The organism is Streptomyces sp. NPDC058279 (assembly GCF_042881255.1).
Classification (GTDB): Bacteria; Actinomycetota; Actinomycetes; order Streptomycetales; family Streptomycetaceae; genus Streptomyces.
In genome coordinates, this window is sequence record NZ_JBHVYA010000006.1 from 358,402 (window position 1) to 383,881 (window position 25,480).

At 71.8% G+C, this 25,480-nt stretch carries 15 protein-coding genes, 1 tRNA gene and 1 rRNA gene; 5 read left to right on the top strand and 12 right to left on the bottom strand.

What is annotated here, in order from left to right; all coding sequences use genetic code 11:
- Window positions 1-4: 4 nt before the first annotated feature.
- Window positions 5-844: an AraC family transcriptional regulator gene (locus ACFVXJ_RS15250; RefSeq protein WP_389662159.1), complete on the bottom strand. Its 840-nt coding sequence runs from the start codon at window positions 842-844 to the stop codon at window positions 5-7.
- A gap of 80 nt (window positions 845-924) precedes the next feature.
- Here ACFVXJ_RS15250 and ACFVXJ_RS15255 point away from each other — a divergent pair, with 80 nt between their 5' ends.
- From ACFVXJ_RS15255 to ACFVXJ_RS15270, 4 genes are all read left to right on the top strand, one after another.
- Window positions 925-5,532, top strand: coding sequence for an ATP-dependent helicase (locus tag ACFVXJ_RS15255; RefSeq protein ID WP_389662160.1), 4,608 nt, complete (start codon window positions 925-927; stop codon window positions 5,530-5,532).
- A 191-nt stretch (window positions 5,533-5,723) separates the two neighbouring features.
- Window positions 5,724-6,419, top strand: a complete 696-nt coding sequence (locus ACFVXJ_RS15260) for a hypothetical protein (RefSeq protein ID WP_389662161.1) — start codon at window positions 5,724-5,726, stop codon at window positions 6,417-6,419.
- Window positions 6,420-6,520: 101 nt separating this feature from the next.
- Window positions 6,521-7,324: an Fpg/Nei family DNA glycosylase gene (locus ACFVXJ_RS15265; protein WP_389662162.1), complete on the top strand. Its 804-nt coding sequence runs from the start codon at window positions 6,521-6,523 to the stop codon at window positions 7,322-7,324.
- A gap of 36 nt (window positions 7,325-7,360) precedes the next feature.
- Window positions 7,361-8,125 carry an SDR family NAD(P)-dependent oxidoreductase gene (locus ACFVXJ_RS15270; RefSeq protein WP_389662163.1) on the top strand — a complete coding sequence of 255 codons (765 nt, stop codon included), beginning with the start codon at window positions 7,361-7,363 and terminating at the stop codon, window positions 8,123-8,125.
- Here the strand turns inward: ACFVXJ_RS15270 and ACFVXJ_RS15275 are convergent.
- The 9 genes from ACFVXJ_RS15275 to ACFVXJ_RS15315 all read right to left on the bottom strand — a co-directional run bounded on the left by ACFVXJ_RS15275 (window position 8,073) and on the right by ACFVXJ_RS15315 (window position 22,393).
- Window positions 8,073-8,408, bottom strand: coding sequence for a hypothetical protein (locus ACFVXJ_RS15275; protein ID WP_389662164.1), 336 nt, complete (start codon window positions 8,406-8,408; stop codon window positions 8,073-8,075). The two genes, ACFVXJ_RS15270 and ACFVXJ_RS15275, sit on opposite strands and share 53 nt — an antisense overlap.
- A 102-nt stretch (window positions 8,409-8,510) precedes the next feature.
- Window positions 8,511-8,891, bottom strand: a complete 381-nt coding sequence (locus tag ACFVXJ_RS15280; RefSeq protein WP_389662165.1) for a helix-turn-helix domain-containing protein — start codon at window positions 8,889-8,891, stop codon at window positions 8,511-8,513.
- Window positions 8,892-9,000: 109 nt separating this feature from the next.
- Window positions 9,001-9,501: a CinA family protein gene (locus tag ACFVXJ_RS15285; RefSeq protein ID WP_389662166.1), complete on the bottom strand. Its 501-nt coding sequence runs from the start codon at window positions 9,499-9,501 to the stop codon at window positions 9,001-9,003.
- Window positions 9,502-9,575: 74 nt separating this feature from the next.
- The gene (gene pgsA, locus ACFVXJ_RS15290; RefSeq protein ID WP_389662167.1) at window positions 9,576-10,232 is read right to left on the bottom strand and encodes a CDP-diacylglycerol--glycerol-3-phosphate 3-phosphatidyltransferase; all 657 of its coding nucleotides are present in this window, start codon (window positions 10,230-10,232) and stop codon (window positions 9,576-9,578) included.
- A complete protein-coding gene (gene rimO / locus ACFVXJ_RS15295; protein ID WP_361318287.1) occupies window positions 10,229-11,725 on the bottom strand; it encodes a 30S ribosomal protein S12 methylthiotransferase RimO in 1,497 nt (498 codons plus the stop codon). Before rimO ends, pgsA begins: the two co-directional genes overlap by 4 nt.
- 112 nt (window positions 11,726-11,837) lie before the next feature.
- On the bottom strand, window positions 11,838-12,722 hold the full coding sequence (locus ACFVXJ_RS15300) for a helix-turn-helix domain-containing protein (RefSeq protein WP_389662168.1): 885 nt from the start codon (window positions 12,720-12,722) through the stop codon (window positions 11,838-11,840).
- Window positions 12,723-12,942: 220 nt separating this feature from the next.
- Window positions 12,943-15,747: a DNA translocase FtsK gene (locus ACFVXJ_RS15305; RefSeq protein WP_389662169.1), complete on the bottom strand. Its 2,805-nt coding sequence runs from the start codon at window positions 15,745-15,747 to the stop codon at window positions 12,943-12,945.
- A 150-nt stretch (window positions 15,748-15,897) separates the two neighbouring features.
- A complete protein-coding gene (locus tag ACFVXJ_RS15310; RefSeq protein WP_361318291.1) occupies window positions 15,898-16,581 on the bottom strand; it encodes a response regulator in 684 nt (227 codons plus the stop codon).
- Between the two features lie 274 nt (window positions 16,582-16,855).
- Entirely contained in the window at window positions 16,856-22,393 is a 5,538-nt protein-coding gene (locus ACFVXJ_RS15315; protein ID WP_389662170.1) for a HAMP domain-containing protein, read from the bottom strand.
- Between the two features lie 229 nt (window positions 22,394-22,622).
- Here ACFVXJ_RS15315 and ACFVXJ_RS15320 point away from each other — a divergent pair, with 229 nt between their 5' ends.
- On the top strand, window positions 22,623-25,178 hold the full coding sequence (locus ACFVXJ_RS15320; protein WP_389662171.1) for a SpoIIE family protein phosphatase: 2,556 nt from the start codon (window positions 22,623-22,625) through the stop codon (window positions 25,176-25,178).
- Window positions 25,179-25,306: 128 nt separating this feature from the next.
- On the opposite strand, the gene ACFVXJ_RS15325 is transcribed toward ACFVXJ_RS15320, so the two are convergent.
- Window positions 25,307-25,382, bottom strand: a tRNA-Thr gene (locus ACFVXJ_RS15325).
- A 5-nt stretch (window positions 25,383-25,387) separates the two neighbouring features.
- Window positions 25,388-25,480: ribosomal RNA gene (gene rrf, locus ACFVXJ_RS15330) — 5S ribosomal RNA — on the bottom strand; the annotation flags it as partial.

Consider the following 25,480-nt stretch of genomic DNA (forward strand, 5'->3'; position numbering starts at 1 on the left):
GGCCTCAGCCGCTGCGCCTGCGCTCCCGCCGGTAGGCGCCCGGCGGGACCCCGACGATCCGGGTGAAGTGCCGGTTCAGATGCGGCTGGTCGGTGAAACCGACGGCGACGGCCGCCTCCGCAGGCGGGGTGCCCGCGTCCAGCAGCCGGCGGGCCCGGCGCACCCGGGTGTCGGTCAGCCAGGTGTGCGGCGGCATCCCGTAGCGCTCGCGGAAGGCCCGCAGCAGGGCGAACGGGCTGGTCCCCAGCTCCGCCGCGAGCTGCTCCAGCGACGGCGGCCCCGCGATCCGTTCCTCCAGTACGGCCTTGGCCCGCTCCGCGTCGGCGCCGCCCGCGCGCCGTACCGTACGGGCGGGCAGCGGTCCGGCGTGCCGGGTCAGCATCCGCGCCACGACGCCCCGCAGCAGCGTGTCGGCGGCCAGCGCGTTCCCGGCCTCGGCGGCCCGGTGCACCTCGGCGATCATCCGTGAGGCGTGCGGGTCGGGGACCATGTCGGCGGTGAAGCCGGGGGTGCCGCGCACCGTGCCGATCTCGGCGGCGACCTCGGTGATCAGCGCGCGGGACGGGTAGAGGGTGGCGTACGCCCAGCCCTCGGGGACCCCGGCGCGGGCGGTGTGCGCCACCTCCGGGTTGATCAGGACCACACTGCCCGGCCCGGCGCGCAGGATGCCGGCCGGCAGGCCGATCTCCTCGACGCCGCCGGTGACGGCCGCGATGACGTACCCGTCATGGGCGTGGCGCGGGAAGGTGTGGCGTACGTAGTGGGCGCGCAGCAGGTCCAACCCCGGCAGCTCCGGGTACTGCCAGTGCCGCGCCCACTCCCGGCGGCCGTCGTCCGTCCCCATTCCCCCATTCTGCGCCCCGGCCCGTCGGCGCGTTTGCGCAGGTCCGGCCCGTTGTCAGTGGCCGGGTGCACGATGGGTGCATGTCCGGTAGCGCGCTCGACTCGTTCTCCCCCGCGACCCGCTCGTGGTTCTCGGGGGCCTTCGTGATGCCCACCGCCGCGCAGGAGGGGGCCTGGCGGGCGATCGGTGCGGGCTCGGACGTCCTGGTCGTGGCGCCCACCGGCTCCGGCAAGACCCTGGCGGCGTTCCTCGCGGCCCTCGACCAGTTGGCGTCCACCCCGCCGCCGGCCGAGCCGAAGAAGCGCTGCCGGGTGCTGTACGTGTCACCGCTCAAAGCGCTGGCCGTGGACGTGGAACGCAATCTGCGCAGCCCGCTGACCGGCATCCGGCAGGAGTCGGTCCGGTCGGGCCTGCCCGAGCCGGACATCCGCGTCGGCATCCGCTCCGGTGACACCCCGCCCGCCGAGCGCCGGGCGCTGGTGACCCGCCCGCCGGACATCCTGATCACCACGCCGGAATCGCTGTTCCTGATGTTGACGTCGGCGGCGCGCGATGCCCTCGCCGGGGTGGAGACGGTGATCCTGGACGAGGTGCACGCCGTCGCGGGCACCAAGCGCGGCGCGCACCTGGCGCTGTCGCTGGAGCGGCTGGACGAGCTGCTGCCCCGGCCGGCCCGCCGGATCGGCCTGTCGGCGACGGTCCGGCCGGTGGACGAGGTGGCCCGGTACCTCGCGCCGCGCGGCAAGGTGGAGATCGTCCAGCCGCCGTCGGCGAAGGAGTTCGACCTGTCGGTGGTCGTCCCCGTCGAGGACATGGGCGAGTTGGGCGGCTCTCCCGCGACGGAGGGGCGGGAGGGCGGGGACAAGCCCTCCATCTGGCCGCATGTGGAGGAGCGGATCGCGGATCTGGTGCAGGCCCACCGGTCCACGATCGTGTTCGCCAACTCCCGGCGGCTCGCGGAGCGGCTGTGCAACCGGCTCAACGAGATCGCGTACGAGCGGGCGATGGGCGAGAAGCTGCCCGAGGGGTCGGTGCCGGCGGAGATCATGGCGCAGTCGGGCGCCGCGCGGGGCGCGCCGCCGCTGCTGGCCCGCGCGCACCACGGCTCGGTGTCCAAGGAGCAGCGGGCGCTGGTCGAGGAGGACTTGAAGGCCGGCCGACTGCCGGCCGTGGTGGCGACGTCCAGCCTGGAGCTGGGCATCGACATGGGTGCGGTGGACCTGGTGGTGCAGGTGGAGTCGCCTCCGTCGGTGGCCTCGGGGCTGCAACGCGTCGGCCGGGCCGGCCACCAGGTCGGCGCGGTCTCCACCGGCGTGGTGTTCCCCAAGTACCGGGGGGACCTGGTGCAGGCGGCCGTGGTGACCGAGCGGATGCGCACGGGCTCGATCGAGTCCCTGCGCATCCCCTCCAACCCGCTGGACGTACTGGCCCAGCAGTTGGTCGCGATGACCGCGATGGACACCTGGCAACTGGACGACCTGCTGGCCCTGGTGCGGCGGGCGGCGCCCTTCGCGGCGTTGCCGGAGTCGGCGTTCACCTCCGTGCTGGACATGCTCGCGGGCCGTTACCCGTCGGACGCCTTCGCCGAGCTCAGACCCCGTGTCGTGTGGGACCGGGTGGCGGGCACGATCACCGGCCGGCCGGGTGCCCAGCGCCTCGCGGTGACCTCGGGCGGAACGATCCCTGACCGCGGCCTCTTCGGCGTCTTCCTCGCGGGGGCCGACCCCAAGAAGGGCGGCGGCCGGGTCGGCGAGCTCGACGAGGAGATGGTCTACGAGTCCCGGGTGGGGGACGTGTTCACGCTGGGCACCAGCTCCTGGCGCATCGAGGACATCACCCGTGACCGCGTGCTGGTCTCCCCGGCGCCCGGGGTGCCCGGGCGGTTGCCGTTCTGGAAGGGCGACCAGTTGGGCCGCCCGCTCGAACTGGGTCGCGCGGTCGGCGCGTTCCTGCGCGAGCTCGGCGGCCTCACCGACGAGGACGCCCGGCTGCGGCTGCTGGCGGCCGGGCTCGACGCCTGGGCCGCGGAGAACGTGCTCGCCTACCTCGCCGAACAGCGGGAGGCCTGCGGCCACGTGCCGGACGACCGGACGATCGTGGTCGAGCGGTTCCGCGACGAGCTGGGCGACTGGCGGGTCGTCGTCCACTCGCCGTTCGGCGCGCAGGTGCACGCGCCGTGGGCGCTGGCCCTCGGCGCCCGCCTCGCCGAGCGGTACGGGATGGACGCCCAGGTGATGCACGCGGACGACGGCATCGTGCTGCGCCTTCCGGACGCGGACCTGCTCTCCATGGACCTGCTCGACCACGATCCGCTGCATCAGGACGCGGCCGCTTCCGCGCGGTCCTTCGAGTTCGATGACGAACAGGCCCCGTTGGGCGCGGCGGACGTCGCCTTCGACCACGGCGACGTCCAGCAGATCGTCACCGACCAGGTCGGCGGATCGGCCCTGTTCGCCTCCCGGTTCCGCGAGTGCGCGGCGCGCGCCCTGCTGCTGCCGCGCCGCAACCCGGGCAAGCGCACACCTTTGTGGCAGCAGCGCCAGCGGGCCTCCCAACTGCTCCAGGTGGCGTCCGAGTTCGGCTCCTTCCCGATCGTGCTGGAGGCCGTACGGGAATGCCTCCAGGACGTCTTCGACGTGCCGGGGCTGACGGAACTGATGGGGGACATCGAGGCGCGCCGGGTCCGGCTGGTCGAGGTCACCACCCCCGAGCCGTCCCCGTTCGCGCGCTCGCTGCTGTTCGGCTACGTCGCCCAGTTCCTCTACGAGGGGGACTCGCCGCTGGCCGAGCGCAGGGCGGCGGCGCTGTCGCTGGACTCCCGACTGCTGGCGGAGCTGCTCGGCCAGGCGGAACTGCGGGAACTGTTGGACGCCGAGGTCCTGGCGGAGTTGGAGCGCGAGCTCCAGTGGCTGACCGAGGACCGCCGGGCCAAGGACGCCGAGTCGGTGGCGGACCTGCTGCGCATGCTGGGCCCGCTGACCGAGGCCGAGTTGGCTGAGCGCGGCGCGGAGCCGTCGTGGGCCGCTGAACTCGCCGCCGCCCGGCGGGCGATCCGGGTCCGGGTCGGCGGCGCCGACCACTGGGCGGCGATCGAGGACGCGGGGCGGTTGCGGGACGCGCTCGGCACCGCGCTGCCGGTCGGCGTCCCGGAGGCGTTCACCGAACCGGTGAAGGACCCGCTCGGAGACCTCCTGGCCCGCTACGCCCGCACCCACGGGCCGTTCACCACCACGGCCGTGGCCGACCGCTTCGGCCTGGGCACGGCGGTCACCGAAGGGGCCCTGCACCGGCTGGCGGCGGCGGGCCGGGTGGTCCAAGGGGAGTTCCACCCGGCGGGGATCGGACAGGAGTGGTGCGACGCGGCGGTGTTGCGCAGACTGCGCCGCCGCTCGCTCGCGGCCCTGCGCCAGGAGCTGGAGCCGGTGCCCCCGGCCTCGCTGGCGACGTTCCTGCCGCAGTGGCAGCACCTGGGCGGCGCCCTGCGCGGGATCGACGGCCTGGCCCGGGCGATCGAGCAGTTGCAAGGCGCTCCGGTGCCGGCCTCGGCCCTGGAACGCCTGATCCTGCCCTCGCGCGTCTCGGGGTACTCCCCCGCCCTGCTGGACGAGCTGACCACGACGGGCGAGGTGATCTGGGCCGGCGCCGGAGCGCTCCCGGGCAAGGACGGCTGGGTTTCCCTCTACCTCGCGGAGGCGGCCCCCCTGCTGCTGCCACCGGCCCATCCGCTGGAGACGACGCCGTTGCACCAGGCGATCCTCGACACCCTCTCGGGCGGGTACGGACTGTTCTTCCGCCAAGTGGTGGAGTCGGTGCGGGCGAAGTGGCCGGAGGCGTCCGACCTCCAACTGTCCGAGGCGCTCTGGGACCTGGCCTGGTCCGGGCGGCTGACGAACGACACCCTGGCCCCGCTGCGCTCCCTGCTGGGTTCGGGCCGCACCGCGGGTGCCACCGCGCACCGCGCGCGGCGCACCGTGCCACGCGGTCGCTACGGCACCCTCAGCGCGACGGTGTCCCGCACCGGGCCGCCCACGGTCTCCGGCCGCTGGTCGCTGCTGCCCGGACAGGCCCCGGACCCGACCCACCGGGCGCACGCCCTGGCCCGGACGCTGCTGGACCGGCACGGCGTGGTGACGCGGGGCGCGGTGGCCGCGGAGGGAGTGGAGGGCGGTTTCAGCGCCGTCTACCGGGTGCTGTCGGCGTTCGAGGACAGCGGGCAGGCCCGGCGGGGCTACGTCGTCGAGGGCCTGGGCGCGGCCCAGTTCGCGATGGACGGTGCGGTGGACCGGTTGCGGGCGGCGGAGCGGACCCCGCCGCCGCTGGCCGCCGTGGTGCTGGCCGCCGCCGACCCGGCCAACGCGTACGGCGCGGCCCTGCCCTGGCCGGAGCCGCCGGCCGGTGCCACGCACAAGCCGGGCCGCAAGGCGGGTTCCCTGGTGGTGCTGGTCGACGGGGAACTCGTGCTGTATCTGGAGCGCGGCGGCAAGACCCTGCTGGCGTGGCCCGAGGCGGATGATCCGCGCCTGGAGGCGGCCGTGGCGTCGCTCGCGGCGGCCTGCCGTGCCGGCACGGTCCCGCCCCTGACGGTCGAACGGATCAACGCGACGCCCGCGCTGACCGCCGTACCGGGGCGCACGCTGGAGGCGGCGGGCTTCCACGCCACCCCGCGGGGCCTGCGCCTGAGACCGTGACGGCGGCCGGCCCGGGCCGCCCCCCGCGGCCGGTTCCGGGCCGACCATTCCGCTTATGTTGCGCTTATGTCCTGAGCCCGTCACGAAGACCGCCGGGGGCCTGACCGGCGCTCGACCCGCCCCTAAGATCACCAGAGGCATCGGGATTGACGATGCGCAGTCAAACGTATAGTCCATGGGGGACCTGAGAAGTGAGCACCACAACCATGCGCAGGACCGCACTCGGCACCATCGGCCTGGCGGTCACCGCCACCCTGACGCTGAGCGGCTGCAAGAGCGGCAACGAGGACGCGGCCCCGGTGGCGCCCAGCTCGGCCGCGGCCGGCTCGCCCACGGCCTCCTCGCCCGCGGGCGGTTACGCCGAACCCAGCACCGCCGCCAGCCCGTCGTCCGCCGGCAGCGCGGCACCGGCCGGCGCCGGGGGCACGGCCAAGCCGGGGCAAAGCTTCAAGATCGGCGAGACGGCGACCGTCCCGTTCACCTACGGAACCACCACCAGCGGCACGATCGCCCTCACCGTCACCTCCGTCGAGCAGGGCCAGGCGGCAGACCTGGACTCGCTGAAGCTCGGTGACAAGGTGAAGGGGATGATCCCCTACTACGTCCACTACACGGTCAAGAACGTCGGCACCACCGACCTCGCGTACGCCTCGGTCGGCCACATGAAGGGCCTGCTTCCGGACGGCAGCGAGGCGAGCGGCGTGTCGGTCATCGGCACGTTCGAGAAGTGCAAGGACGAATCGCTGCCCAAGGGCTTCACCAACGGCCAGTCGCAGACCAACTGCGTGATCGCCCTGGCGCCCTCGGCCCAGGTCAAGGTGGTCGGCGGAGAGTACTGGGGGGAGCCGTACAGCACGGTGGGCAAGAAGGCCCTCACCTGGAAGTAGTACGGCACCCTGCCCGAGAGGCCCCCGCGCGGAGACCCCGCCGCGGGGGCTTCGGCCCTTTCACGGCACCGCCGCCCGGCGCCCGGCGCGACAATGGGGCCATGCCCGAAGGAGACAGCGTCTGGCGCGCCGCCGCCCGGCTGCACGCCGCCCTGGCCGGCCGCGAGATCACCCGCAGCGACCTGCGCGTCCCCCGCCTCGCCACCGTGGATCTCACCGGCCGCACCACCTTGAACGTGATCCCGCGCGGCAAACACCTGCTCACCCGCATCGACGGCGACGGCGGCCTCACCCTCCACAGCCACCTGCGCATGGACGGCGCCTGGCACGTCTTCCCCACCGGGCGGAAGTGGCACGGCGGCCCCGTCCACGAGATCCGCGCCATCCTGGGCACCGCCTCCGACACCGCCGTCGGCTACCGCCTCCCCGTCCTGGAACTCCTGCGCACCGCCGACGAGGCCAAGGTCGTCGGCCACCTGGGACCCGACCTCCTCGGCCCCGACTGGGACGCCGACAAAGCCGCGGCGAACCTGCTCGCCACCCCCGAACGCCCCCTCGGCGAAGCCCTGCTCGACCAGCGCAACCTCGCGGGCATCGGCAACGTGTACATGTGCGAGCTCTGCTTCCTCGCCCAGGTCACCCCGTGGACCCCGGTCGGCGGGCTGCCCGACCCCGAGGTCACCGCCGTCCGCCTGGTCGGTGCCGCCCAACGGCTCCTCGCGGCCAACATCGGCGCCGGCGAGACCCGCAACACCACCGGCAGCCGCCGTCGGGGCCAGGCCCTCTTCGTCTACGGCCGGGCCCCACGCCCCTGCCTGCGCTGCGGCACCCCGGTACGCCGCGTCGTGAAGGAAGACCGCCCCACGTACTGGTGTCCCCGCTGCCAATCCGGGCCCACCCCGTAGTTGACGCTCCGTCAGACGCGGTCGTACCGTCCGGACATGCCCACAGCCCCGTACGACCTCACCGGCCGCACCGCGCTCGTCACCGGCGCCGCGAGCGGGATCGGCCGCGCCACCGCCGTGCTCCTTTCCCGGGCCGGCGCGGCCGTGCACTGCGCCGACCGCGACACGACCGGTCTGCGCGAGACCGCCCGCCTGATCGCGGAAGCCGGCGGAAAGGCCGCCACCCACGCCCTCGACGTGACCGACCGCGCCGCGCTGCGGGCCGCCGTCGAGGCCGCCGGTCCCCTCGACATCACCGCCGCCATCGCCGGGATCATGCACACCAGCAGCGTCCTGGACACCTCCGACGAGGACCTCGACCGGGTCTTGGACGTCAATTTCAAGGGGGTCCTGCGCACCTGCCAGGAGGCCGTCCGCGCCATGATCGCCGCCGGTCGTCCCGGTTCGGTCGTCACCATGGCCTCCGGCGCCGTGGACGCCGCCCAGCCGGGCCTGCTCTGCTACAGCGCCGCGAAGGCCGCCGTCGTCCAGTTGACCAAGACCCTCGCCACCGAGGCCGGCCCGCACGGCATCCGCGTCAACGCCGTCGCCCCGGGTTGGATCCGTACCCCCATGACCGGCCGGCACAGCGCGGAGGAACGGGAGCGGACCGAGGCGGCGATGATCCGGATGTCGCCGCTGCGCCGGGTCGGGGAGCCCGAGGACATCGCCCAGGCGGTGCTCTACCTCGCCTCCGACGCCTCGTCCTTCATGACCGGCCAGATCCTTCGCCCGAACGGGGGGATATCGATGCCGTGGTGAGCGACGCCCGACCGAATGACGCCCGACCGGACGGTCCCCCCTCGGCCGTCACCTTGGGGCGCCTACTCACCGGCCCGGGCACACAGTGCACGGGAAGCAGTCCGAGCCCCCAGCCGCCGACGGCTATCGCGCCTTCCACGGGCCCCGCGTCGGCGGGTTCCAGTGCGAGCCGCAGCACGGCCCACCACCACAGCACCCCGGCCGTCAGCACAACGGGTATGAGTAACCACCGCACGGCCGCCTCCAGGAAGGCCGGGATCCGGACGCGCCCATCCTCCCGCACCGCCCCCACCACCGCACCCAGAACGGCAGGAAGCCCCGGCCGGTGCCTCATGGCGCCGGCCGGGGCTCCGGCCACACTCATACGCGCTTCACGCGCTCGCCTTCACGCGGCTACGACGTTCACCGCTTCGACGGGCGCCTTGATGGTCACCCGTTCCGTGGTGCCCGTGACCGAGGCCACGGAGACCGAATTGAGCATCGGGCGCACCGGTGCCGGCACCGGTTCGCTTGCCGCGGCCGACTGCGCAAGCTCCGCCAGCGACAGCTCGTCACTGACTTCGCGCATCAGCTCGGACATCCGTACGTCCAACGCGTCGCAGATCGCGGAGAGCAGCTCGGAGGATGCCTCCTTCTGCCCCCGCTCCACCTCGGAGAGATAGCCGAGAGAAACTCGGGCGGACGAGGAGACTTCGCGCAGAGTACGGCCCTGGCGCTGGCGCTGCCGACGCAGCACGTCACCCAGCAGGCGACGGAGCAGAATCATCGGTGGCTCCCTCCTCTGACCGTGTAGCCGTAACCTTCACGCCCCACCGTACCGCCTCGCGCCGCGGCCGTGCGGGGAGCGATGTCGTGTTCACTCAGGGCTGCAAACATCAAATCCCCCCGTTCTGTTCCGTATCCTGCCCCCGCAGATTCTCGCGGAGTTCGCTCGAGAGGAGTTCGAGCACTGTCCGTGCACTCTCCCTACGGATTTCCGTACGCGAGCCGTTCAACCGCAGCCGGGCCGTTTTCCTGCCCCCCGGGCCGGCCACGGCGACGAAAACCGTGCCCACCGGCTGCCCGTCCTGGGGGTCGGGACCGGCGACCCCGGTCGTCGCGATCCCCCACGAGGCCCCCAGTACGCGGCGCACCCCGACCGCCATCTCCTCCGCGACCTGCGCGTTCACCGCGCCCTCGGCCGCCAGCAGCTCGGCGTCCACTCCCAGGACCCGGTGCTTGAGCTCGGTCGCGTACGCGGTCACCGAGCCGCGGAACGATTTCGAGGCCCCCGGCACGGCCGTCAGCTCCGCGGCGACCAGGCCGCCGGTCAAGGACTCGGCCACGGCGAGCGTCTGGTCACTCTCCGCGAGCAGTCGCAGTACGGTCCCGGCCACCCCTGCCGTCGTGTCCGGCGCGGTGGCGGGTTCCGCGGCGCCGGCCGCCCCGGGAAAATCACCCGCCGCTCGTGTCACGGCGCGGTCCGCTCCGCGTCCAGTCCCTCGCGGCGCAGGACGACGGCCTGGCGGATGTAGTCCAGGCCGGTGACGACCGTCAGTACGACGGCGACCGCCATCACCCAGAACCGCAGGGACGCCAGCGGGCCGGTGAGGGCGAGCACGTACATGCCGACCGCCGTGCCCTGGGCGAGGGTCTTGAGCTTGCCGCCCCGGCTGGCCGGGATGACCCCGTACCGGATGACCCAGAAACGAAGCAGCGTGATCCCGAGTTCCCGCCCGAGGATCACGCCCGTCACCCACCAGGGGAGGTCGCCCAGCCAGGAGAGACAGACGAGCGCCGAGCCCATGATCGCCTTGTCGGCGATGGGGTCGGCGATCTTCCCGAAGTCGGTGACCAGGTTGTACGTCCGGGCCAGGTGCCCGTCGAAGATGTCCGTGATCATGGCGACGGCGAACGCCGCCCACGCCCATGCCCGCCAGGCGGGGTCGTAGCCCCCGCCGGCGAGCAGCAGCAGGACGAATCCCGGCACGAGCACGAGCCGGACCATCGTCAGGATGTTGGCGATGTTCCACAGGCCGGCCTGATGGATGACCGGCGTCCCGAGCCCCGCGCCGGGCGAGGGCCGGCGGCCGGTCCCGCCCGCCGCTGGTGCCGGGACTCCGGTCATCCGGCCGCCTCCTCGAGATCCAGGCCCAGGGGCTCCGCCACCAGGTCCACACCCAGCGTGCCGACGACCTTCGCCGTCACCATGCGGCCGGGCACCAGACCGGTGCCGTCGGTGAAGACCACCTGGCCGTCCGTCTCCGGCGCCTGGTGGGCGGCGCGCCCGTAGGCACCTTCGCCGTCCTCGTCGTCCTCGCCGATGGCCGTGACCGTCTCGACGAGTACCTCAAGGGTCTCCCCGATCCGCTCTTCCGCACGCTGGGAGGTCAGCTCCTCGGCGAGCCGCTGCATGTGCGCGAGCCGCTCCGCGATGGTCTCGGCGTCCAGCTTGTTCTCGTAGCCGACGGCCTCGGTGCCGTCCTCGTCCGAGTAGCCGAAGACGCCGATGGCGTCGAGCCGCGCGTGGGTGAGGAAACGCTCCAGCTCGGCGAAGTCGGCCTCCGTCTCACCGGGGAAGCCGACGATGAAGTTGGACCGGACGCCGGCCAGCGGGGCCTTGCCGCGGATGGTGTCGAGCAGTTCCAGGAACCGGTCGGTGTCACCGAAGCGGCGCATGGCGCGCAGCACGTCGGGGGCGGAGTGCTGGAAGGACAGGTCGAAGTACGGGACGACCTTGGGCGTCGAGGTGAGGACGTCGATCAGTCCGGGCCGCATCTCGGCGGGCTGGAGGTAGCTGACGCGGACGCGCTCGATGCCGTCCACGGCGGCCAGCTCCGGCAGCAGCGTCTCCAGCAGCCGGATGTCGCCGAGGTCCTTGCCGTACGAGGTGTTGTTCTCGGAGACCAGCATGACCTCCTTGACGCCCTGCTCGGCGAGCCAGCGCGTCTCGCCGAGGACGTCGCTGGGGCGCCGGGAGATGAACGAGCCGCGGAAGGACGGGATGGCGCAGAAGGAGCAGCGCCGGTCGCAGCCGGAGGCGAGCTTCACCGAGGCGACCGGGCTCTTGTCCAGCCGACGACGCAGCGGCGCGCGCGGCCCGGAGGCGGGCGCGAGCCCTTCCGGCAGGTCGGCGGGGGCCTCGGTCGGCTCCTGGGCGTGTCCGGGCAGGGCCACCTCGGCGTCCTGGCGGGCGGCCGGGCTGATCGGCAGCAGCTTGCGCCGGTCCCGCGGGGTGTGGGAGGCGTGGATGCCGCCGTTGAGGATGGTCTGGAGGCGGTCGGAGATGTCGGCGTAGTCGTCGAAGCCGAGCACGCCGTCGGCCTCGGGGAGCGCTTCGGCGAGTTCCTTGCCGTAGCGCTCGGCCATACAGCCGACGGCGACGACGGCCTGGGTCTTGCCGTGATCTTTCAGATCATTGGCTTCCAGGAGGGCGTCGACGGAGTCCTTTTTGGCGGCTTCGACGAAGCCACAGGTGTTGACGACGGCTACGTCCGCGTCGGCGGCGTCCTCGACGAGCTCCCAGCCATCCGCCGCCAAGCGGCCTGCGAGCTCCTCCGAGTCCACCTCGTTACGGGCGCAGCCAAGAGTGACAAGGGCGACGGTACGGCGTTCGGGCATGGACTCAAGACTACTTCGTCCCGGCGCCGGCCCCCGCCCCCGTCCCCCATGACAAGATCCCCGGGAGGCCGATCGGCCTCCCGGGGATCCGGAACTTCGCAGTCCGTGCTGGTCAGCCCGCCTGGGCCTGGCCCTGACGGGGGTCGTCCTTGGTGTAGGTGAGCCGTTCGACCTGCCCCGGCTGGAACTGGTCCTTGATCTCCTTGCCGTTCACGAAGAGCTTGACGACCCCGGCGTCACCGAGTACGAGGTCGATGGACTCCTTGTCGGTGAAGGTCTTCGACTCGCCCAGGGCGAGCGTCCCGTCGAACAGCGACCGGCCGCTGTGGTCCTTCGCGGAGATCCAGCTCTCCCCGTCGTTGGCCGTCAGGACGACCGTGACGAGGTCCTTGGGCGCGGCGGCGATGGCACTGTCCGAGGGGGCGGGCTTCGGCGGCTGCTGGGGCGCGGCCGGCTTGCCCGCCGACTGCTTGGGCGCCGCGGAGGCGGCGGAACCTTCCGCCAGCGGCCGCTTCTCCTTGGCGCCGCCGTCGCCACCGAAGGCGGTGAAGCCCACGAAACCGATGACGGCGACGATCGCGGCGACCATGGCCGCCGTCCAGTTCGGTCGCTGCCGCTCCGGTCGGATGCGTTCCGCGTCGAACATCGGCGCGGCGGGGGTGGGTGCCGGCCGACCGCCGTGGGCCGCGTCGTACGCCTCGACCAGGGGTGCCGGATCGAGGTGGACGACGCGGGCGAGCGTCCGGATGTGACCGCGGGCGTAGACGTCGCCGCCGCACCGGGTGAAATCGTCTTCTTCGATCGCGTGCACGATCGGGATGCGCACGCGGGTGGTGGAACTGACCTCGTCGACAGTGAGCCCGGCGGCGATCCGGGCCTTCTTGAGGGCCGTCCCGATGGACGGTCCTTCGACGGTGCGTTCGACGAGACGGTCCTCGGACCGGTCGTCGGTCGAAGGCCGCTCTTCTTCGGGGGAGTTGGCGTTGCCGATGGACACGAGGGCGCCTTTCGAGCGTGTAGCCACCTGCTGGCTGTCCAGTCTAGGGGGGTGACGAAAGGGTGGAGCAACCGGAGGGGTGGAGTCCCTAGGCCATCCGAATGGCTGTCGGGTCTCCGGGTGGTGCGAAGGCGGTACGACGGCCCCGCGCCGGAGCGCGGTGTCCGCCGTATCCCTCAACTTGACGCACGACCGGGGGAAACGGTTGCCCGCCGGATCCTTACGGTTGATCGTCCCCCCGGATGACCGCCAGGACGCCGTCCAGCTCGTCCGGTTTCACCAGGACGTCGCGCGCCTTCGAACCTTCGCTCGGACCGACGACGCCCCGCGATTCCATCAGGTCCATGAGGCGACCGGCCTTGGCGAAGCCGACGCGGAGCTTGCGCTGGAGCATCGAGGTGGAGCCGAACTGGGTGGAGACCACCAGTTCGGCGGCCTGGCACAGCAGGTCCAGGTCGTCGCCGATCTCCTCGTCGATCTCCTTCTTCTGCTTCTGGCCGACGGTGACGTCGTCGCGGAAGACGGGCGCCATCTGGTCCTTGCAGTGCCGCACGATCCCGGCGATCTCGTCCTCGGTGACGAAGGCGCCCTGGAGCCGGACCGGCTTGTTCGCGCCCATCGGCAGGAACAGTCCGTCACCCTTGCCGATCAGCTTCTCCGCCCCGGGCTGGTCGAGGATGACGCGGCTGTCGGCGAGCGAGGAGGTGGCGAACGCGAGCCGCGAGGGCACGTTCGCCTTGATCAGGCCGGTGACCACGTCCACCGAGGGCCGCTGGGTGGCGAGCACCAGGTGGATGCCGGCGGCGCGGGCCAACTGGGTGATGCGCACGATCGAGTCCTCGACGTCGCGCGGGGCCACCATCATCAGGTCGGCCAGCTCGTCGACGATCACCAGCAGGTACGGGTACGGGCTCAGCTCCCGCTCGCTGCCGGGCGGCAGCGTGATCTTGCCGTCCCGGATGGCCTGGTTGAAGTCGTCGATGTGCCGGAAGCCGAAGGCCGCGAGGTCGTCGTAGCGCAGGTCCATCTCGCGCACCACCCACTGGAGGGCCTCGGCGGCCCGCTTGGGGTTGGTGATGATCGGGGTGATCAGGTGCGGGATGCCCTCGTACGCCGTCAGCTCCACCCGCTTGGGGTCGACGAGGACCATCCGGACGTCCTCCGGGGTGGCCCGGACCATCACCGAGGTGATCAGGCAGTTGATGCAGGAGGACTTGCCGGAGCCGGTGGCGCCGGCGACCAGGACGTGCGGCATCTTCGCGAGGTTGGCCATGACGTAGCCGCCCTCGACGTCCTTGCCGAGCGCCACCAGCATGGGGTGGTCGTCCTCGGCGGCGTCCGCGAGGCGCAGGACGTCCCCGAGGTTGACCATTTCCCGGTCGGTGTTGGGGATCTCGATGCCGACCGCCGACTTGCCGGGGATGGGGCTGATGATCCGCACGTCCGGTGAGGCGACCGCGTACGCGATGTTCTTGGCCAGGGCCGTGATGCGCTCGACCTTCACGGCCGCGCCGAGCGTCACCTCGTAGCGGGTGACCGTCGGGCCCCGGGTGAAGCCGGTGACCTGCGCGTCGACCTTGAACTCGGTGAACACGTTGGTCAGCGAGGCCACCACCGCGTCGTTGGCGGCGCTGCGGGTCTTGCCGGGGCCGCCGCGCTCCAGCAGGTCCAGCGAGGGCAACGCGTACGTGATGTCCCCGCGCAACTGGAGCTGCTCCGCGCGGGGCGGCAGCGCTTCGGCGCGCGGCGGGGCCTTGGTGAGGTCGGGCACGGACAGGGTGCCGGAGGCCGCGGCGGTGCTGTCGTGCGGCCCCGCCGCCGCGCGCGCGGCGGCGGGAGTGGCAGCGGGTGTGGTGACGGCGGGCGCGCCGCCTGGCAGCTCCTCCCGCGCGGGCGGCACGGGGGTGGTGACCTCCACCGCACCGGGCTCGTGCCGGGCGGTGATGCCCTGGGTGAGGTCGGCGACGACCGGGGAGGGCGGCAGTCCGCCGTAGACCGCCCCGTCCAGCGCCGCGGCGGCGGCCGCGGCGACGTCGACGGCGTCCATCTCCCGGTCCATGGCGGGCCGGGTCGCGCTCGGGCGCGGCTTGCGCCGCCGGGCCAGTGCCTCCTCCTCGGCGACGCCCGCCGGGTCCACGGCCCCGACCCGGCCCTGCCGGCGCACCGGGCCGGGACCCTCCGGGCGGTCCTGCGGGCCCGCCTCCAGCGCCGGTCCGAAGCCCTCGTCGTACGCGTTCGGCTGGACCAGCCCGAGCCGGATCCCGAGCCGGCGCAGCCGCTGCGGGATGGCGTTGACGGGGGTCGCGGTGACCACCAGCAGTCCGAACACCGTGAGGAGGACCAGCATCGGCACGGCCAGCGGGGCGCCCATGGTGAAGATCAGTGGTTTGGAGGCGGCCCAGCCGATCAGCCCGCCCGCGTCCTGCATCGCGGTGGTGCCCTCGCCTCGACCGGGCGCCCCGCAGGCGATGTGTACGAGCCCCAGCACGCCGATGACCAGGGCGGACAGGCCGATGCCGATCCGGCCGTTGGCGTCGGTCTGCTCGGGGTGGCGGATGAAGCGCACCGCCATCACGCCGAGGAGTATCGGCACGAGCAGGTCGAGGCGCCCGAAGGCGCCGGTGATCAGCATGGTGACCAGGTCCCCGACCGGCCCGCTCGGGTTGGACCACGTTCCGGCGGCGACGATCAGGGCCAGCGCGAGCAGCAGCAGCGCGACCCCGTCCTTGCGGTGGGCGGGGTCGAGGTTCTTGGCGCCCCGGCCGACGCTGCGGAAGACGGAACCGACCGCGTGGGCGATGCCGAGCCACACGAGGCGCACCAGCCGCACCACGCCCCCGGTCGGGGACGGCGCCGGCTTGGCGGGCGCTTTCCTGACGGGGGCGCGCCGGGCCGCCGCGGCCTTCTTCGCCGGAGGCTTGCGCGCGGGAGCCGCTTTCCCCGCCGGCGCCGTCGTACGGCCGGTGCGGCTCTTCGCGGCGCCCGCCGCGCTCTGGGAACCCTTGCCGGACGTACGTGAGGCCATGCGCCCGAGGTTACCGGTGCGCACGCCGGTGGACACGCGTGCCCACCCCTTCACCCGTTCGTGTCGCGGCGGCGGTCGTGACGGTCCGCCGGAGTTGACACACTCTCACGAGCCGCGCGTACGGGGCCCGGACCGCACCCCGCCGGACGCTCAACCCTGGAGGGGCAGCACGGCCGCGCCGCCGCCGGCTCCGGGTTCGAGCGCGTCCAGTGCCCTGCGCAACCCGGTGAGCTTGCGCTCCAGGTGCGCCGCGGTCGCCACGACCGACGCGTCGGCCGCTTCCTCGCCGAGCTGCTTGGTCAGCGCCTCCGCCTGCTCCTCGACCGCCGCGAGCCGGGCGGACAGCTCGGCCAGCAGCCCGGGCGTCTCCTTGCCGGCGTCCACGCCGTTCGAGCCGCCGCCCTCCAGCTGGAGCCGCAGCAGCGACGCCTGCTCGCGCAGTTGGCAGTTCTTCGTGTAGAGCTCGACGAAGACCGAGACCTTGGCGCGCAGCACCCAGGGGTCGAACGGCTTCGAGATGTAGTCCACCGCGCCCGCCGCGTAACCGCGGAAGGTGTGGTGCGGACCGTGGTTGATCGCGGTCAGGAAGATGATCGGGATGTCCCGGGTCCGTTCCCGCCGCTTGATGTGCGCGGCCGTCTCGAAACCGTCCATGCCCGGCATCTGGACATCCAGCAGGATGACCGCGAAATCGTCCGTCAGCAGCGCCTTCAGCGCTTCCTCTCCCGACGACGCCCTGACCAGTGTCTGATCGAGCGCGGAGAGGATGGCCTCCAGCGCCAGCAGATTCTCCGGCCTGTCGTCGACCAGGAGGATCTTGGCCTTCTGCACCATGCCCTGTCCTCCTCGCCCCGGCATGGGGCCTCCCCGGCTCCTGGCACCGGCCTGTACGCCGGGCCCCGCCCCAGAGGACGGCATCCTTGCGCCGTCCGTCCTTGTGCCGGTCATCGTAGCCCCAGTCCCGAGATCGCCACACCCTGTCACCAAGATGTCACTGTGCACGAAGCAGAAACGGTGTGGGAGAGCAGAAGGTTCCCCGTATCCCGCCCTTCCACACCGATTCCGCCACACTGAGTCAGCAATTGATATCAGTGCGCTCCCTTGTCGATCATTTCGCGTTCATCCACTGCTCCATGACGGACAGCAGATAATCGGGTTCCACCGGCTTGGTGACGTAGTCGGAAGCACCGGAGTCGATCGCCTTCTCCCGGTCCCCCTGCATCGCCTTCGCCGTCAGCGCGATGATCGGCAGCCCCGCGAACTGGGGCATCCGCCGGATCGCCGAAGTCGTCGCGTACCCGTCCATCTCCGGCATCATGATGTCCATCAGCACGACCGTCACATCGTCGTGCTGCTCCAGGACTTCGATGCCCTCCCGGCCGTTCTCCGCGTACAACACGGCCAGTCCGTGCTGCTCCAGCACGCTGGTCAGCGCGAAGACGTTGCGCACGTCGTCGTCGACGATGAGCACCTTCTCGCCGTGGAAGTCGTACGTCCGCGGCACCGTCGGGAGTTCCTCCAGCTCGCCGCCCCAGCCGTCCCCGGAACCGTGCGCGTCCGGCTGCCCCGGCACGGCCGTGCGCGGCTCCAGGTCGCTCAGCGACTTGCGTCGCCGCCGGAACAGCGCGGCCGGTCCGCCCTGCCCCTGCGCGGCCCGGTCCGTCCCGGCCGCCGGCAGCGCCGTGCGCCGCTCCCCCGCCTCGACCACCGGTACGGGCCCGGTCTCCGCCGGGGTCACGGACGGCGCGGGCCGCGCCTCCTCGGCCGGCCTGCGGTACTCGCCGCGCGCCCCGCCGGGCGTCGGCGGGGCGTACCCCTGCGGCGGCAGCTCGCTCGGGTGCAGCGGCAGGTACAACGTGAAGGTCGAACCCCGACCGGGCTCGCTGGCCGCGTGGATCTCCCCGCCGAGCAGCCGGGCGATCTCCCGGCTGATGGACAGGCCCAGCCCCGTACCGCCGTACTTCCTGCTCGTCGTCCCGTCGGCCTGCTTGAACGCCTCGAAGATCACCAGCATCTTGCTCGCCGCGATCCCGATCCCGGTGTCCGTCACCGAGAACGCGATCAGGTCCGCGTCGGCGTCCCGCAGCGAACCCGCCTCCAGGAGCTGCTCCCGGATCGCGGCGGGCACGTCCGCCCCGGCCGGGCGGATCACCAGCTCCACGGCGCCGCCGTCGGTGAACTTCACCGCGTTCGACAGCAGGTTGCGCAGCACCTGCAACAGCCGCTGCTCGTCGGTGTGCAAGGTGGCCGGCAGCTCCGGGGAGACCCGGACCGAGAAGTCCAGCCCCTTCTCCGCGGTCAACGGCCGGAAGGTCGCCTCCACGTAGTCCACGAGCTGCACCAACGCGATCCGCGTCGGCGAGACGTCCATCTTGCCCGCCTCGACCTTCGACAGGTCGAGGATGTCGTTGATCAGCTGGAGCAGGTCCGAGCCCGCCCCGTGGATGGTCTCGGCGAACTCCACCTGCTTCGGCGACAGGTTCCCGTCCGCGTTGTCCGCGAGCAATTTGGCCAGGATCAACAGCGAGTTGAGCGGGGTGCGCAGCTCGTGCGACATGTTCGCCAGGAACTCGGACTTGTACCGCATCGACACCGCGAGCTGCTCGGCGCGCTCCTCCAGGACCTGCCGGGCCTCCTCGATCTCGGTGTTCTTGACCTCGATGTCCCGGTTCTGGCGGGCCAGCAGCTCCGCCTTCTCCTCCAGTTCCGCGTTGGCGGCCTGGAGCGCCTTCTGCCGGTTCTCCAGCTCGTCGGAGCGCTCGCGCAACTGCTCGGTCATCTCCTGCGACTGCTTGAGGAGCATCTCCGTCTTCGAGTTGACGCTGATGGTGTTGACGCTCGTACCGATCATCTCGGCGATCTGACTGAGGAAGTCCTTCTGGATCTGCGTGAACGGAGTGAAGGAGGCCAGCTCGATGACCCCGAGCACCTTCCCCTCGAACAACACCGGCAGCACGATCACATGCGCCGGGGGCGCCTCGCCCAGCCCGGAGGAGATCCTCAGGTAGCCGGGCGGGGTGTTCTCCACCAGGATCGTGCGCTTCTCCTCGGCGACCGTCCCGATCAGCCCCTCACCGGGCCGGAAGGAGATCGGCATCTGTCCGCCCGCGTACGCGTAACTGCCGCGCATCCGCAGCTCGTACGAGCCCTCCGCACCGCCGTCCGTCCCGATCTCGGTGCTGCCCCCGGTCGGCAGGGCCAGGAAGAACGCGCCGTGCTGCGCGGAGACCACCGGCGTCAGCTCGCTCATGATCAGCGAGGCCACGTCGTCCAGCTCCCGCCGGCCCTGCATGAGGGCGGAGATGCGGGCCAGGTTGCCCTTCAGCCAGTCCTGCTCCTTGTTGGCCAAGGTGGTGTCGCGCAGGTTGGCGATCATCGTGTTGATGTTGTCCTGGAGGACCTGGATCTCGCCCGCCGCGTCCACGTCGATCTTGAGGTTCAGATCGCCGCGGGTCACCGCGGTGGCCACCGCCGCGATCGCGCGCACCTGCCGGGTCAGGTTCCCGGCCATCTCGTTCACGGACTCGGTCAGGTCCCGCCACGTCCCGTCGACGTCGCGCACCCGCGCCTGACCGCCCAGGATGCCCTCCGTACCCACCTCACGGGCGACGCGGGTCACCTGGTCGGCGAACGAGGACAGCTGGTCGACCATCGTGTTGATGGTCGTCTTGAGCTCCAGGATCTCGCCGCGCGCGTCAATGTCGATCTTCTTGGTCATGTCGCCCTTGGCGATGGCGGTCGTGACCATGGCGATCTGGCGCACCTGGCCGGTGAGGTTGGAGGCCATGAAGTTCACCGAGTCGGTGAGGTCCTTCCACGTCCCCGACACGCCCGGCACGTGCGCCTGACCGCCGAGACGGCCCTCCGTACCCACCTCACGGGCCACGCGCGTGACCTCGTCCGCGAACGACGACAGGGTCTTGACCATCGTGTTCACGGTGTCGGCGAGCTGCGCGACCTCGCCGCGCGCCTCGACGGTGACCTTCTTGGTCAGGTCGCCGTTGGCGACCGCCGCCGAGACCTGCGAGATGTTGCGCACCTGCGACGTCAGGTTGTTGGCCATCAGGTTGACGTTGTCGGTCAGGTCCTTCCAGATGCCCGTCACCCCGCGCACCCGGGCCTGGCCGCCGAGGATGCCCTCGGAACCCACCTCGCGCGCCACCCGCGTCACCTGTTCCGCGAACGACGACAGCTGGTCCACCATCGTGTTGACCGTGGTGACCAGCTCCAGGATCTCGCCCTTGGCGTCGACCGTGATCTTCTTGGAGAGGTCGCCCATGGCGACCGCGGTGGTCACCTCGGCGATGTTGCGCACCTGCGAGGTCAGGTTGTTCGCCATGAAGTTGACGGACTGGGTGAGGTCCTTCCAGGTGCCGGAGACGCCCTTCACCTCGGCCTGACCGCCCAGGATGCCCTCGGTGCCCACCTCCCGGGCCACCCGGGTCACCTGCTCGGCGAAGTTCGAGAGCTGGTCGACCATCGTGTTGAGCGTGTTCTTCAGCTCCAGGATCTCGCCCCGGGCGTCCACGTCGATCTTCTGCGACAGGTCACCGCGCGCCACCGCCGTCGCGACCTGCGCGATGTTGCGGACCTGCGAGGTCAGATTCCCGGCCATGCCGTTGACGGAGTCCGTCAGGTCCCGCCACACGCCGGCCACCCCGGGCACCTGCGCCTGACCCCCGAGGCGCCCCTCGGTCCCCACGTCGCGCGCGACGCGGGTCACCTGCTCGGCGAAGGCCGAGAGCTGGTCGACCATCGTGTTGATGGTGTTCTTCAGCTCCAGGATCTCGCCCCGGGCGTCCACGTCGATCTTCTGCGACAGGTCACCGCGCGCCACCGCCGTCGTCACCTGGGCGATCTGGCGCACCTGCGAGGTCAGGTTCCCGGCCATGAAGTTGACCGAGTCGGTCAGCTCCTTCCAGGTGCCGGACACCCCTTCCACCCGGGCCTGACCGCCGAGGCGGCCCTCCGTGCCCACGTCCCGCGCCATCCGCGTGACCTGGTCGGCGAAGGAGGACAGCTGGTCCACCATGGTGTTCACGGTGTTCTTCAGCTGGAGCATCTCGCCGGAGACGTCCACCGTGACCTTCTGCGACAGGTCGCCGTTGGCCACCGCCGTCGTCACCTGCGCGATGTTGCGCACCTGACCGGTGAGGTTGCGGAAGGCGGTGTTCACCGAATCGGTGAGGTCCTTCCAGGTGCCGGCCGCGCCGGGCACCTGGGCCTGACCGCCCAGCTCACCCTCCACACCGACCTCGCGGGCCACCCGGGTCACCTCGGCGCCGAAGGACTGGAGCTGGTCCACCATCGTGTTGACGGTGTTCTTCAGCTCCAGCATCTCGCCGGCCACATCGACCGTGACCTTCTGCGACAGGTCGCCGTTTGCCACCGCCGTCGTCACCTGCGCGATGTCCCGCACCTGCGTCGTCAGGTTCCGGAAGACCGTGTTCACCGAGTCGGTGAGGTCCTTCCACGTCCCCGCGGCGCCCGGCACCTGGGCCTGTCCGCCCAGCAGGCCCTTCGCGCCGACCTCGCTCGCGACGCGCGTGACCTCGTCCGCGAAGGTCCGCAGGGTCTCCGTCATCTGGTTGATCGTCTCGGCGAGCTGCGCGACCTCGCCGCGCGCGCTGACCCGTACCTTCTGCGACAGGTCACCGTTGGCGACGGCCGTCGTGACCTGCGCGATCCCGCGCACCTGGGCCGTCAGGTTCCCCGCCATCGTGTTGACGGAGTCGGTCAGGTCCTTCCACACGCCCGCGACCCCGGGCACCTTCGCCTGGCCGCCCAGCTCACCCTCCGTACCCACCTCACGGGCGACCCGGGTCACCTCGGAGGAGAAGGAGGACAGCTGGTCCACCATCGTGTTCACGGTGTTCTTCAGCTGGAGCATCTCGCCGGCCACGTGCACCGTGACCTTGCGCGAGAGGTCGCCCTTGGCCACCGCCGTCGTCACGAGGGCGATGTCACGCACCTGGGCGGTGAGCCGGTACGCCATCGTGTTGACGGAATCGGTCAGATCCTTCCAGGACCCGGACATGCCCCGCACCTGGGCCTGGCCGCCGAGCTTGCCCTCGGTACCCACCTCCAGCGCCACCCGCGTCACCTCGTCGGTGAACGCCGACAACTGGTCGACCAGGTTGTTGACCGTCCGCCCGACCTTGAGGAACTCCCCGCGCAACGGATGTCCGGCCCCGTCGGCCGTCTGCGTCCGCAGGTCCATCCGCTGGTCCAGGTCACCCTCGGCGACGGCCGACAGCACCCGGCCCACCTCGGACACCGGCCGGGCGAGATCGTCCACGAGCTGGTTCGAGGCGTCGATCGCGGCCGCCCAGGAACCCTCACAGGCGCCTGTTTCCAGCCGTTCGCTCAGCTTGCCCTCGCGGCCCACCATCCGCCGGACCCGCGACAGCTCCCCCGTCAGGTGGAGATTGCGGTCGGCGACCTCGTTGTAGACGGCGGCGATCTCCGCCATCACGCCCTCGCCGGACACCGTCAGCCGCTTGCGGAAATTCCCGTCCCGCATCGACACCAGGGCCGTGAGCAGACGGTTCAGAGCGGCGGTATCGACCTCCGTCGTACCGTTCCGCCGGGAACGACCCCCCTTCGGGCGCGTTCCCGTACGCCGCACCGCTGCGCCAGACTCCACCGTGTCCCTCCCGAAAGGGTCGACCACTGTTCCACCGAAACCCGGCGAGTCAAACGCCCGGCTAGACCATCCTGCCCAGTGTTTCACCCTGGCCGAACCCGGCCATAACACTTCGGCACCATTGCACACCGGCCGCACTCCCCGGGTGGAATCCCCGACGACGGCACCATGCGGACCGCGAAGGTAAGTAACCTGGCACCCGAATGTCCCACCGCGTCGAAGGAGACTCGTGATCACGGCACGGGCGGCTGCCAGTTTCGATCCCCTAGGACGCTCGGTCGCCGGGGCCCGCGCGTTCGTCCGCGACACCCTCCAGGGCTGGGGCTTCGCGGACATCGTCGACGACGCCGTCGTGCTCACCAGCGAGCTCGTCACCAACGCCGTGGTACACGCCGGAACCCAGGCGGAAGTGCTGTGCCTGCGCACCGAGGACGGCGTACGCGTCGAGGTCGCCGACCGGTACCCGGAGCGCGAGCTGCCGCTCCAGCCCCCCGGCGAGCGCCCCTACGCCGACCCCGACCGGGAGAACGGCCGCGGCCTGATGCTCTGTGCCGCGCTCGCCACCCGCTGGGGAGTCGAGTACACGGGCACGCACAAACACGTGTGGTTCCGCCTCGACCTCCCGGACCGTCCGGTCGGTACCCGCTCGGCGGGACCCGTCGTCCCCGACCGGCTGCTGCCCCTCGCCGACAGCCGGGTCCGCGTCGCCGTCATCCAGATCGACGCCTCCGACGCCGTCTCCGCCTGGAACGAGGACGCGGAGCACATCTTCGGCCACGCCGCCGACAAGGTCCTCGGCCGCCCGCTCGCCGAACTCGCGGCTTGGCCGCAGACCCCCGGCACCGGCACCGGCATCGCCGAGGCCCTCCGGCTCTCCCGCTGGGAAGGCAGCTACGGCATCCGCGGCGCCGACGGCCGCGTCATCCCCGTCTACGCCTCGCACCTGCGGGTACGAGACGCCCACGGCGAACCGTCGATCGTCTGCCTCCTGGTCCACGACGACGAACGCGCCCTCCTCCAGACCCCCGCACGCGTCCCCTCCGGCGACGCCGGCCAGCTCACCGAAAGCCGCCCCGCGGACCCCTTCGAGGTGTTCATCGGCTCCCCCGCCCCCGACGACCTCGACGGACTGCTCCAGCGCACCGTCGAGCGGGCCCGCGACATGCTCGACGCCGACGCCGCCTTCCTGCTCCTCGCCACCGACGACGAGACCGAACTCGAAGTCCGCGCCACCACCGGCCTGCCCTCCACCCGTCAGCGCTTCGCCCGCGTCCCCGTCGAAGCGGGCACGAACCGGTACGGCTCCGCCCGCATGCCCGCCGTCCACGACGACCTGATCGCCGTCCCCGGAGCCGTCCCGCTCCTGGAATCCACCGGCATGCGCTCCGTGGTCACCGTCCCCCTCAAGGTCGAAGGCCGCCTCACCGGCTCCCTCGGCGTCTCCTGCGAGAACCCGGGCCGCTACTCCAACGAGGACGCCCTGCGCCTGCAGTTCGCCGCCGACCGGATCGCGCTGGCCGTCGAATCGGCCCGCCTCGGCGAGCTGGAACGCCTGCGCCGCGGGTCCCTCTCCTTCCTCGTCGAGGCGTCCGACCTGCTCGCCGGCACCCTGGACCGGGACCAGACCCTGGCCCTGATGGCGCAGATGACCGTCCCGACCCTGGCCACCTGGTGCGCCGTCTACACCATCGCCGACCAGACCTCAGACCCGTACCTCTCCTACGTGCTGCACGAGGACGAGGAACGCATCGACGGACTCAAGGCCCTGCTTTCCCGGGTCAGCCCGCCCGAACCGCTCCGCGAGGCCGGCGCCCGCCCCTGGCCGGAGTCCGCCCGCGCCGTCGGCGGCGAGACCGTCGTCCTCCCCCTCCTGGCCCGCAACCGGGTCATCGGCATGCTTACCCTCGGCAAACCGTCCGAGGAGCACTTCCGTCAGGAGATCCTCGAACTCGCCGACGACCTGTCCCGCCGAGCCGCCCTGGCCCTGGACAACGCACGCCTCTACTCCGAGCGCACCGCCATCAGCCGCTCCCTCCAGCGCAGCCTCCTGCCTCCCGGCTCCCCCGCCATCCCCGGCATGGAGGTCGAGGTCATCTACCGCGCGGCCGGCGAGGGCAACGAAGTGGGCGGCGACTTCTACGACGTCTTCCCCATCCGCCCCGGCGTCTACGGCTTCGCCATCGGCGACGTGTGCGGTACGGGACCGGAGGCCGCCGCGGTCACCGGCCTCGCCCGACACGCCCTGCGCCTGCTGGCCCGCGAAGGGCTCGGCGGCCCGGCGGTACTGGAACGCCTCAACGCGGCGATCCTCGACGAGGGCGCCCGCAGCCGCTTCCTCACCCTCCTGTACGGCGAACTCCACCCGCAGGCGGACGGCGGCGCCCTGATGAAGGTCGTCTGCGCCGGCCACCCGCTCCCGCTCCGCCTGCGCCCGAACGGCGAGGTCATCCCCGCCGCGGAACCCCAGCCGCTGCTCGGCGTCATGGACGACCTGGAACTCTACGAGCAGACCCTCACCCTGGACCCGGGCGACGTGCTGCTCTGCGTCACGGACGGCGTGACCGAACGCCGCGAGGGCACCCGCATGCTCGGCGACGACGGCCTCGCGGAAGTCCTCACCACCTGTACGGGCCTCACCGCCGGCGCCGTCGCCGCCCGCATCCTGCGCGCGGTGGAACGCTTCGCGGCCGAGCCGGCCTCGGACGACATGGCCATCCTCGCCTTCCGCGTCCCCGAACAACGCGCGGGAGAACAGCCCGCGCCCCGCCCTGTGCCCGGCCGCTGAACACCGGCCAGAGGAAGCCTCCGGGGCGATTCCCGCCCCGCGGGGTTCCCTGTTCCCTTCGGGGCCCGGGTCCCGGACGGGCGTGAAACGCAAAAAGGCCCCCGCCAATAGGCGGGGGCCTTTTTCTTTGGAGCCCTTTAACGGAATCGAACCGTTGACCTTCTCCTTACCATGGAGACGCTCTACCGACTGAGCTAAAAGGGCGGGTTGTTCGGCGGCGTCCTACTCTCCCACAGGGTCCCCCCTGCAGTACCATCGGCGCTGAAAGGCTTAGCTTCCGGGTTCGGAATGTAACCGGGCGT

What these genes read in the sequence shown, in the direction of transcription:
- ACFVXJ_RS15255 (WP_389662160.1), top strand. Translation starts at nt 925, where the DNA reads ATGTCCGGTAGCGCGCTCGACTCGTTCTCCCCCGCGACCCGCTCGTGG.
- ACFVXJ_RS15265 (WP_389662162.1), top strand. Translation starts at nt 6,521, where the DNA reads ATGCCCGAAGGAGACAGCGTCTGGCGCGCCGCCGCCCGGCTGCACGCC.
- pgsA (WP_389662167.1), bottom strand. Translation starts at nt 10,232, where the DNA reads ATGACCGGAGTCCCGGCACCAGCGGCGGGCGGGACCGGCCGCCGGCCC.
- ACFVXJ_RS15250 (WP_389662159.1), bottom strand. Translation starts at nt 844, where the DNA reads ATGGGGACGGACGACGGCCGCCGGGAGTGGGCGCGGCACTGGCAGTAC.
- ACFVXJ_RS15280 (WP_389662165.1), bottom strand. Translation starts at nt 8,891, where the DNA reads ATGATTCTGCTCCGTCGCCTGCTGGGTGACGTGCTGCGTCGGCAGCGC.
- ACFVXJ_RS15305 (WP_389662169.1), bottom strand. Translation starts at nt 15,747, where the DNA reads ATGGCCTCACGTACGTCCGGCAAGGGTTCCCAGAGCGCGGCGGGCGCC.
- rimO (WP_361318287.1), bottom strand. Translation starts at nt 11,725, where the DNA reads ATGCCCGAACGCCGTACCGTCGCCCTTGTCACTCTTGGCTGCGCCCGT.
- ACFVXJ_RS15310 (WP_361318291.1), bottom strand. Translation starts at nt 16,581, where the DNA reads ATGGTGCAGAAGGCCAAGATCCTCCTGGTCGACGACAGGCCGGAGAAT.
- ACFVXJ_RS15270 (WP_389662163.1), top strand. Translation starts at nt 7,361, where the DNA reads ATGCCCACAGCCCCGTACGACCTCACCGGCCGCACCGCGCTCGTCACC.